Below are 6,835 nucleotides of genomic sequence, written 5' to 3' on the forward strand. Positions count from 1 at the left end.
GCCGGGGCACCCGGATCTTCGCCGACGTCGGATGGGACGACACGGGCCGCTGGGACCTCGCCGCCCTCCCCGACCTGCGGCACTGCGAGGCGTTCCTGCCGAACGCCGAGGAGGCCATGCGGTACACGGGCGCCACGAGCCCCCGCGCCGCCGCGCACGCGCTCACCGAACACGTACCGCTGGCCGTCGTCACTCTGGGTGCCGAGGGCGCGTACGCCGTGGACCGCAGGACCGGCGAGACCGCGGAGGTTCCGGCCATCGAGGTCGAGGCGATGGACCCGACCGGCGCCGGGGACGTCTTCGTCGCGGGGTTCGTCACGGGCACGCTGGCAGGCTGGCCGCTCGCCGACCGCCTCGCCTTCGCGGGCCTCACCGCGGCCCTGTCGGTCCAGGAGTTCGGCGGGTCCCTGTCCGCCCCCGGGTGGTCGGAGATCGCCGCGTGGTGGCGCCGCGTGCAGTCCTACGATCACCAGGACCCCGCGGCGCTCGGCCGGTACGCCTTCCTGGAACCGCTGCTTCCGGAAACCGCCCGGACGTGGCCCCTGCGCCGGGCCGTACCGACGATCGGATTCCGCAGATCCGCGTGACGTCACGGGTGGGGCCGCGGGAGGCCACAGGTGCGATGGAAAAGTCCTACAGCGTTGTCGGTGCCCCGACGTACTCTTGGGAACACAAGGCTGCCGTACCGGCAAGCGTGCCTCACCGAGGAGGATGAGCAGGCCTACAGAGCCGGCCCATGACGCAGACACCCACAGCTCACACCCCCGCGCAGGGGCAGTCCCGAGCGCAGTTCACCGTCCCCGCCAAGCACCCCATGGTGACCGTGCTGGGATCCGGGGACGCCCTCCTGCGAGTGATCGAGAAGGCCTTCCCGGCGGCCGACATCCACGTCCGGGGCAATGAGATCAGCGCCGTCGGCGAAGCCCGTGAAGTGGCCCTCGTCCAGCGCCTGTTCGACGAGATGATGCTGGTGCTCCGCACCGGACAGCCGATGACGGAGGACGCGGTGGAACGCTCGATCGCCATGCTGCGCGCGAGTGAGAACGGGGAGGGCGACGGCTCGGAGACCCCGGCCGAGGTCCTCACGCAGAACATCCTGTCCTCGCGCGGCCGCACCATCCGCCCCAAGACGCTCAACCAGAAGCGGTACGTCGACGCCATCGACAAGAACACCATCGTCTTCGGCATCGGCCCCGCCGGTACGGGCAAGACCTACCTCGCCATGGCCAAGGCCGTGCAGGCACTGCAGGCCAAGCAGGTCAGCCGCATCATCCTGACCCGCCCCGCGGTGGAGGCCGGCGAGCGGCTCGGCTTCCTGCCCGGCACGCTCTACGAGAAGATCGACCCCTACCTGCGACCGCTGTACGACGCGCTGCACGACATGCTCGACCCGGACTCGATCCCGCGCCTGATGGCGGCGGGGACGATCGAGGTGGCGCCCCTGGCGTACATGCGCGGCCGTACGCTCAACGACGCCTTCATCATCCTGGACGAGGCGCAGAACACGAGCGCCGAGCAGATGAAGATGTTCCTCACCCGGCTCGGCTTCGAGTCGAAGATCGTGATCACGGGTGACGTGACGCAGGTCGACCTGCCGAGCGGCACGAAGTCCGGTCTGCGTCAGGTCCAGGACATCCTGGAGGGTATCGACGACGTCCACTTCTCCCGGCTCACGTCCCACGATGTCGTACGGCACAAGCTGGTCGGCCGTATCGTCGACGCGTACGAGCAGTACGACAGCCAGAACGACGACAGCCAGAACGGCACGGAGAACGGCACCCGCACGGGCGCCCGTACCAAACGGAAGTAGACCAGCGCGACCATGTCGATCGACGTCAACAACGAGTCCGGAACCGAGGTCGACGAGCAGGCGATCCTCGACATCGCCCGCTACGCCCTCGCGCGGATGCGTATCCACCCGCTCTCCGAGCTCTCGGTGATCGTCGTGGACACCGGCGCCATGGAGCAGCTGCACATCCAGTGGATGGACCTGCCGGGCCCCACCGATGTCATGTCGTTCCCGATGGACGAGCTGAGGCCGCCCACGAAGGACGACGACGAGCCGCCGCAGGGGCTGCTCGGTGACATCGTGCTCTGCCCCGAGGTCGCCGAGCAGCAGGGCAAGGACGCCCCGACGCAGCACTCCATGGACGAGGAGCTCCAGCTCCTCACCGTCCACGGAGTGCTGCACCTGCTCGGTTACGACCACGAGATGCCTGACGAGAAGGCCGAGATGTTCGGTCTGCAGGCGGCCATCGTGGACGGCTGGCGTGCGGAGAAGGGCCTGACCGGCCCGTCCCCGGCTCCGACCGTCTCATGAGCCCGCAACTGGTCCTGGGCGCCATCGCCCTGGTCGTGGTCGCCTGGCTCGCCGCCTGCGCGGAGGCCGGCCTCGCCCGCGTCTCCAGCTTCCGGGCCGAGGAGGCGGTACGGTCCGGGCGCCGCGGCAGCGCCAAGCTCGCCCAGGTCGCCGCCGACCCGACCCGCTATCTGAACGTGGCGCTGCTCGTCCGCATCACCTGCGAGATGGCGGCGGCCTCCCTCGTCACGTACGCCTGCCTGAGGGAGTTCGCCGAGACGTGGGAGGCGCTGGCCGTCGCCATCGGCGTGATGGTCCTCGTCTCGTACGTCGCGGTCGGCGTCTCGCCGCGCACCATCGGCCGCCAGCACCCGCTGAACACGGCCACGGCAGCCGCGTACGTGCTGCTGCCGCTGGCCAGGATCATGGGTCCGGTCCCGCCCCTGCTCATCCTCATCGGCAACGCCCTCACACCCGGCAAGGGCTTCCGGCGCGGCCCCTTCGCCTCCGAGGCCGAGCTGCGCGCGATGGTCGACCTCGCCGAGAAGGAGTCGCTCATCGAGGACGAGGAGCGCCGGATGGTGCACTCGGTCTTCGAACTGGGCGACACACTGGTCCGGGAGGTCATGGTTCCGCGTACGGACCTGGTGGTCATCGAGCGGTACAAGACGATCCGGCAGGCGCTGACCCTGGCCCTGCGGTCCGGTTTCTCGCGGGTCCCCGTCACCGGGGAGAGCGAGGACGACATCGTCGGGATCGTGTACCTGAAGGACCTGGCCCGCAAGACGCACATCAGCCGGGACGCGGAGAGCGAGCTGGTGTCCACGGCGATGCGGCCCGCCGCCTTCGTCCCGGACACGAAGAACGCCGGTGACCTGCTGCGCGAGATGCAGAAGGACCGCACCCACGTCGCCGTCGTCATCGACGAGTACGGCGGCACGGCCGGCATCGTCACCATCGAGGACATCCTTGAGGAGATCGTCGGCGAGATCACCGACGAGTACGACCGTGAGCTGCCGCCCGTGGAGGATCTCGGCGACGGCCGCTACCGGGTGACCGCGCGGCTCGACATCGGTGACCTCGGCGAGCGGTACGGCTTCGACGAGTACGACGACGAGGACGTCGAGACGGTCGGCGGACTGCTCGCGAAGGCACTCGGCCGCGTGCCCATCGCCGGGGCCTCCTCGGTCGTGGAACTGCCCGACGGGCGTGAACTGCGGCTCACGGCCGAAGCGTCGGCGGGGCGCCGCAACAAGATCGTCACGGTACTGGTCGAGCCCGTCGGACCGGCCGGTTCCGTGGGGGAGAAGCAGGGGGAGCCTGCATGACCCCGCAGGCGTTGCGCACGCTCTGTCTGTCCTTCAACGCGGCTGTCGAGGAGTTTCCCTTCAGCCCCGAGATCTCGGTCTTCAAGGTGCTGGGGAAGATGTTCGCGCTCACCTCCCTGGAGGCCCGCCCTCTCAAGGTCAACCTGAAGTGCGACCCCGAGGACGCGGTGCGCCTGCGCGGCGAGCACGAGGGCCTGATCATCCCCGGCTGGCACATGAACAAGCGGCACTGGAACACCGTCACGGCCGACGGCGGACTCCCGGACCACGTCGTCCGGGAACTCGTCGAGGACTCGTACGACCTGGTGGTGGCCGGCCTGCCGAGGGCCGAGCGCCTGCGCCTGGACCGCCCCTGACGGCCCCTGACGGCCCCTGAACAAGCCGGTCCGGACGGCGCTTCGTATGCTCTGGACATGACCGACAGCACCGTGCTCGCTCCCGAGGACCGCAAGATCGTCACCCTGGCCCGCGCCACCCGGGTCCGCAACGGTGTGCCCGAGGGCGCGGCCGTCCGCGACGACAACGGCCGTACGTATGTGGCGGGCACCGTCGCCCTGCCTTCGCTGCGGCTCAGCGCGCTGCGGACCGCGGTGGCCATGGCCGTGGCCTCCGGGGCGACGTCGCTGGAGGCGGCGGCGGTGGTGAGCGAGGCGGAGTCCCTGTCGGACGAGGACCTGGCGGCGGTACGGGACCTCGGCGGCGCCGCGACGGCTGTGCTGCTCGCGGGGGTGGACGGCGAGGTCCGGGCGCGGCTGACCGCGGGCTGAGGCCGGGCGTTCTCTTTTCCCAGGCCTCATCCCAGGCCTCATCCCAGGCCTCATCCCCGGAAGAATCACCCCCGCTTGTCTTGCAATCCCGGGCCGCTCGCGTATCAATGGACGGCAGCTCTTCCGACGGGCCGTCAGATTCGTCAGTCGCGCAGCGTGCCGCACACCGCTCGCGACGAGTCGCCGACGAGTCGGCCGCGCGCACAAGTGATCCCCGCACCAGCGCTCCGGCAGGCGTGCCCGTCGGCCGTCCCCACACGGCAATTCCCGTACAAGGGAAGGGAATCCCATGACAGGTAAGCGATTCGGAATCGGTGCGGCGTTGGCCGCCGGCACCCTCGCCGCCGGAATGGCGCTCGCTCCGGGCGCCGCGGCCGTCGTCCCCCAGACCGCCACCATCGTCGCCGACTGCGGTCTCTACGGCGGCGGTGAGGCCACCCTCACGGCCACCCAGGACGGCACCAGCGCCACCGTCACCGTCAGCTCCTCCGAGATCACCGCCCCGCTCGCTCTCTCCGAGGACTCCATCGCCTCCACCCTCACCCTCGCGAAGGCGAGCGGTGGCACGACCGCCTTCACGGGCACCGAGAACCCCGCCATGGCCACGGGTGACGGCGTCACGGTCGGCCCGCTGACCGGCACCGTCGCGGCCGGCGACAGCCTGGAGGCCTTCGGTGGCTCCCTGAAGATGGTGATCTTCGGCATCACCGTGACGTGCACGGCGGAGGGGCCGCAGTCGCCCGGCCCGTTCGTGTACGAGTGATCGCCGGATCGTGATTCGCGTGATCGTGTAGTCCCCCCACAGGCAAAGCCCAGCAGGGACCGGTGCCGCCCGCGTGCAGCGGCACCGGTCCCTGTGCTGTCAGGTCAGGTCAGGTTCATGGGGTCAACTGGATCAACTCCCCTTTAATCATGGGTAGTTGACATGAGCTGATGGGCCATCAGTTCGCGTGTCATGGTTCCATTGACTTTTCACACAACCCGCACATCAATGACCTCCTGTCGGCGCGGAAGAGCCGCCGCGCTCACATCGTCAGGAGGGCACACATGGGTTCAGGAACCCGAAGACGCCGCCGCTGGGTGGCATTTCTCGGAGCCGCCGCGCTGTCCGTCACCGCGGGAGGCGCGCTCGCCTGCCCCGCGAGCGCGGAGCCCGCGCAGGTCGACTTCGGCACGCACTGCGTCCCGCCGCCCATCGCGGGCATCCCCGCGATCGACGGCACCACCACCGCCAAGATCACCGTCGACGACGCCACGCCCACGGTGGGCGACACGGTCACCGTCACGTACACGGTGGTCAAGCCCGCCGCGAGCAATCCGGTCGACATCGACCTGCCCGCCGACATCATGACGCCCACCGGCAAGGTCGCCCTGGGCGGCGCGCAGACCGGTGACCTCACGGTCGCGGGGCCGAAGAAGAACGACCCGGTCCCGGGCAAGGGCGCCTTCCCGTCGTTCTCGATGACCGGCACCTTCACGGTCACCGCGCCCGGCGCGATCACCCTGTCGCCCGGCGACTACAACATCCACACCAGCTACCTCCTGGAGCTGGACACCCCGTGCACGGTCAGCACCCCGCCCGCACCCGTCTCCGAGACGATCACCGCGACCGGTGGCGGGCAGACCAACCACCGTGCCATCAGCCTCGGTTCGGCCTCCGGCAGTCCCGGTGCCGGCGTGACCGTCACGGGTACGGACTTCGCTCCGGGCGCCGCCGTCACCCTCGCCGGACGGGCCGGGGCCGCCGAGACGGCGGACAGGGCGACCGCCACCGCGGACGCGCAGGGCTCCTTCAGCGGCAGCCTGGCCGTCAGCGACAAGGCGACGACCGGCGTCGTGGCGTACGAGGGAAGTGTCTGGAGCGACGACAAGGGGGCCGGCCCCGCGGCCTACGTCGTCATCGACGACACCCCCCTTCCCGCCGACAGCCAGAAGATCAACTCCTCGGTCAAGGCGGGGACGTTGTCCATGACCCAGGCCGGGGACACCGTCGAGCTCGCGGCGGTCGACTACGGCAAGGGCGGGTTCTCGCGCGGCTCGCTGCAGACGGTGACCGTCAAGGACTTCCGCGGTGGTCCCGCGGGCTGGTCGCTGACGGGCAAGGTCACCGACTTCACCGGCCCCGGCGGGGCGAAGATCGACGCGGCCAAGCTGGGCTGGACCCCGGTCTGCGGCACCAAGGCCGGCAGCCCGAGCACCTGCCGGGCCGGCTCGCCCGGTTCGGTCGGCAGCGCGGGAGCGACCCTGGCGTCCGCCCCCAACGGCACGCTCACGGGTGGCGAGTTCACCGCCGACGCCCGGCTCTCGCTGAACGTACCGGCGTTCACCCCGCCCGGCTCGTACTCCGGCGTGCTGACGCTCACGCTCACCTGAGAACGACAGGCCGACAGCAGGCCCGTTTCGGGGGTCGGGCGCGCACCCGCCCGTCCTCCCGGCCGTCC

General features: G+C 70.3%; 8 protein-coding genes. All 8 read left to right on the forward strand.

Features of this window, described 5'->3' with window-relative positions:
* On the forward strand, positions 1-587 hold a 587-nt coding region (locus tag AOK01_RS39395; protein ID WP_245702612.1), incomplete at its 5' end, for a carbohydrate kinase family protein.
* A gap of 149 nt (positions 588-736) precedes the next feature.
* Positions 737-1,810 carry a PhoH family protein gene (locus tag AOK01_RS39400; protein WP_055520363.1) on the forward strand — a complete coding sequence of 358 codons (1,074 nt, stop codon included), beginning with the start codon at positions 737-739 and terminating at the stop codon, positions 1,808-1,810.
* Between the two features lie 12 nt (positions 1,811-1,822).
* A complete protein-coding gene (ybeY, locus tag AOK01_RS39405) occupies positions 1,823-2,320 on the forward strand; it encodes an rRNA maturation RNase YbeY (RefSeq protein ID WP_055520364.1) in 498 nt (165 codons plus the stop codon).
* A complete protein-coding gene (locus AOK01_RS39410) occupies positions 2,317-3,627 on the forward strand; it encodes a hemolysin family protein (protein ID WP_055520366.1) in 1,311 nt (436 codons plus the stop codon). The genes ybeY and AOK01_RS39410 overlap by 4 nt, the downstream gene beginning before the upstream one ends.
* Positions 3,624-3,983 carry an MmcQ/YjbR family DNA-binding protein gene (locus AOK01_RS39415; protein WP_055520368.1) on the forward strand — a complete coding sequence of 120 codons (360 nt, stop codon included), beginning with the start codon at positions 3,624-3,626 and terminating at the stop codon, positions 3,981-3,983. The genes AOK01_RS39410 and AOK01_RS39415 overlap by 4 nt, the downstream gene beginning before the upstream one ends.
* A gap of 57 nt (positions 3,984-4,040) precedes the next feature.
* Positions 4,041-4,394, forward strand: a complete 354-nt coding sequence (locus tag AOK01_RS39420; RefSeq protein WP_055520370.1) for a hypothetical protein — start codon at positions 4,041-4,043, stop codon at positions 4,392-4,394.
* Positions 4,395-4,683: 289 nt separating this feature from the next.
* Entirely contained in the window at positions 4,684-5,157 is a 474-nt protein-coding gene (locus AOK01_RS39425; RefSeq protein WP_055520372.1) for a hypothetical protein, read from the forward strand.
* 284 nt (positions 5,158-5,441) lie between these two features.
* Positions 5,442-6,767: a WxL domain-containing protein gene (locus tag AOK01_RS39430; protein WP_055520374.1), complete on the forward strand. Its 1,326-nt coding sequence runs from the start codon at positions 5,442-5,444 to the stop codon at positions 6,765-6,767.
* The last annotated feature ends 68 nt before the right edge of the window (positions 6,768-6,835 follow it).

It is taken from the genome of Streptomyces aurantiacus (assembly GCF_001418335.1).
Classification (GTDB): Bacteria; Actinomycetota; Actinomycetes; order Streptomycetales; family Streptomycetaceae; genus Streptomyces; species Streptomyces aurantiacus.